Origin of the sequence: Parafannyhessea sp. (genome assembly GCF_051876455.1) — a bacterium.
GTDB lineage: Bacteria > Actinomycetota > Coriobacteriia > Coriobacteriales > Atopobiaceae > Parafannyhessea.
Genome location: NZ_JBJEHW010000146.1, coordinates 1 through 2,332 on the forward strand (window position 1 = coordinate 1; position 2,332 = coordinate 2,332).

Sequence of the window (2,332 nt, forward strand, 5' to 3'; positions counted from 1 at the left end):
GACAAGGAGCGCGCTGACGCGGAGGCCAAGATCAAGGAGGCCCAGAAGCTCCTCGACGAGGCAAACGACATCCACGCCACGCCCGAGGTCACGGCCGACCTCGCGGCAAGCATCCAGCAGGGCAGGCAGGAGCTCCAGAAGCGCATGAAGAACGCCCAGCGTCTCGCCCGTGACGAGAAGCACCTCCGCGAGTCGACCCGCAAGCAGCGCTTCCTCTTCATCGGCGCCATCGTGCTCGCCGTGCTGATCGTCGCGCTCGTGGTCTGGTTCGTTCTCAGGACCTCTTAGTCCCGCATCCCGTCACCCACAGAGAGGCCCCTCGGCAAAAAGGGAGGCCCCGCACCGCGCCTCACAGGGCACTGGTGCGGGGCCTCCGTCCATGCGTGGCGGCAAGGCCGTCCCTACAGCATGAGCATCGCGTCGCCAAAGCTGAAGAAGCGGTACCGCTCCCTGATGGCCTCCTGGTAGGCGGCCATGATCTGCTCGCGCGTCGCGAAGGCGGACACGAGCATCATCAGGGTCGACCGCGGCACGTGGAAGTTCGTGACCATCGCGTCGACCACATGGTAGGTCGAGCCAGGCATGAGGTAGAGGTTCGTCGTGGCGTCGCGCCTCTCGACGATGTCGCCCTTCCCCAGCGTGAGCGCCGAGTCCGGCGCGTTCTCGAAGCGCCTGGCCACGCAGGGCTTCTCCCACACGGGCGCCTCGGGGTCGAAGGCGCTCTCGAGCGAGCGCACGGACGTGGTGCCGATTGCGATCACGCGATGCCCGGCCGCCTTCGTGGCGTGCACGGCGTCCACCACGTCCTGCGGGACGTGGTAGCGCTCCGTGTGCATGACGTGCTTCGTTGGGTCGTCCTCCTCAACCAGACGGAACGTGTCGATGCCCACCTCGAGCTCGACGGTCTTCCACTGCACGCCCGAGTCCTGGATCTTCTGGATGAGCTCCGGCGTGAAGTGCAGGCCCGCGGTCGGGGCCGCCGCCGAGTGCTCCTCGTGCATCGCATAGACGGTCTGGTACTTCTCGCCGTCGCCCTGGTAGTCCGTGATGTACGGCGGCAGGGGCACGTGGCCCGCCTTGTGGATGGCCTCGTCCAGCGTGAGCCCCTCCGCCGGCGTGAAGCGCACCAGGCGCCCGCCGCGGTTGTCCTCCAGGTAGTCGATCACCTCGCCGGTCAGCACGACGGGCCAGCTCATCGGCGCGTGGATGCCACCCTCGCGGTACTCGATCACCGCGCCCTGCTTCAGGCGCTTGCCGGGCTTGACCAGGCACTCCCACACGTGGCCGAGCGGGTCCTTGTCCTCGCGGCGCTTGAGCAGCAGCGTCTCGCTCACGCCGCCCGTGCCCTTCTTGTGGCCCATGAGCCTCGCGGGCATCACGCGGGTCTTGTTCGCGACCACGAGGTCGCCCGGCTCCAGGTAGTCCACGATGTCGTAGAAGTGCCTGTGCTCGACGCTGCCGTCGTCACGGTGCAGCACGAGCAGCCTGCAGGAGTCCCTCGGCTCCGCCGGCTCCTGCGCGATGAGCTCCTCAGGGAGGTCGTAGTCAAAGTCGTCTGTGCGCATGCGTCTCTCCACGTCCCTTGCGCGCGGCCCACGCGGCCGCATCGGCGTTTCTCAACAGCCGCCTATGATAGCGCGCCCGCGCGCCCGGGGCGCCGTCCCGCGCAAATGTGGAGAAGAACGTGGACGCCGCGGCGGGCGCATCGACCCCACCGCATGGCCACCGCGCCAGCCGCCCTAGCCGGGCAGGTACTCCGGTCGCGGCGGGAGCTCCCTGCCCTCGCGCCGCGCCGCCTTGGCCGCCTTCCGCCAGTCGCGGGCGACGTGCCGCTCCATCGCGGCCTCCGCGGACGAGAACCGGCACCCGCAGTAGTTCTGCCGGTACATTCCCAGGTCGCGGGACTCCTCCACGGACTCCGGGTAGTGCGGCCTGAAGTCACGCCACACCGCCGTGAGCCCGTTCGCCCTCGCCACGGACCCAAGCACCTCGTGGCACGTGTCGAAGAGCTGGTACGGCGACACGGCCAGCGTGGTCGAGACGTACTCGAAGCCCCGCTCCCTGGCGACGCGGCAGCTCTCCGCAAGGCGGACCGCGTAGCACGCCCTGCACCTGCGCTCGCGGTCGAAGCCCGCGGGGGCCACGCCCCTCTCCCATGCGTCGCGGTCGTCCGCCGCCACGATCACGTCCACGTGGGCCACGTCGCGCGCCCACTCAAGCAGCACGTCCAGGCGCCTGTCGTGCTCGGCCTTGGGCTGGATGTTGGGGTTCGTCCAGATGATGGTGGGCTCGAAGCCCTCCAGCCGCAGGTACTGGACGGGCTCGAGCGAGC

At 69.2% G+C, this 2,332-nt stretch carries 3 protein-coding genes; 1 reads left to right on the plus strand and 2 read right to left on the minus strand.

Annotation, left to right across the window (positions count from 1 at the left end; genetic code table 11):
* A partial coding sequence (locus ACI38Z_RS06525; protein WP_439789385.1) for a hypothetical protein occupies positions 1–288 on the plus strand: 288 nt, incomplete at its 5' end.
* Between the two features lie 113 nt (positions 289–401).
* Here the strand turns inward: ACI38Z_RS06525 and queA are convergent.
* Both queA and ACI38Z_RS06535 read right to left on the minus strand, forming a co-directional pair.
* Complete coding sequence (gene queA, locus ACI38Z_RS06530; protein WP_439789386.1) at positions 402–1,565, minus strand: tRNA preQ1(34) S-adenosylmethionine ribosyltransferase-isomerase QueA; 1,164 nt, start codon at positions 1,563–1,565, stop codon at positions 402–404.
* A gap of 174 nt (positions 1,566–1,739) precedes the next feature.
* The coding region (locus ACI38Z_RS06535; RefSeq protein WP_439789387.1) for an epoxyqueuosine reductase QueH at positions 1,740–2,332 on the minus strand (593 nt) is incomplete at its 5' end.